Annotated in this window: 1 pseudogene; it reads left to right on the forward strand. The window is 54.2% G+C overall.

Features of this window, described 5'->3' with window-relative positions:
• Positions 1 to 178: pseudogene (locus AB3X99_RS40990) on the forward strand (transposase); the annotation flags it as partial.
• Between the last annotated feature and the right edge of the window lie 128 nt (positions 179 to 306).

A 306-nucleotide genomic window follows, 5' to 3' on the forward strand; every position in this document is an offset into this window, starting at 1 on the left:
CGATCTCGATGTGCATCTGATCGACGACAACTATGCGACACACCCGCATCCCAAGGTCAGGGCGTGGGTGACCAGGCATACGCGCTACCACATGCACTGCACGCCGACCTACTCAAGCTGGCTGAATCATGTTGAACGCTGGTTTGGCCTGATTACACAGCAGGCGATCCGTCGAGGGTTGACCTTGCCCTCGAAAGACGTATCCGTTACTGAGAGTGTGTAAAACTTCAGTAAAGGAGAATTTAGCAATGGGTAACCCGAGGGCGCGGTACACGCTGGAATTCAAGATTGAAGCGGTGCGCATGG

Source organism: Paraburkholderia sp. BR10882 (genome assembly GCF_040948855.1).
Taxonomy (GTDB): Bacteria; Pseudomonadota; Gammaproteobacteria; order Burkholderiales; family Burkholderiaceae; genus Paraburkholderia; species Paraburkholderia nodosa_A.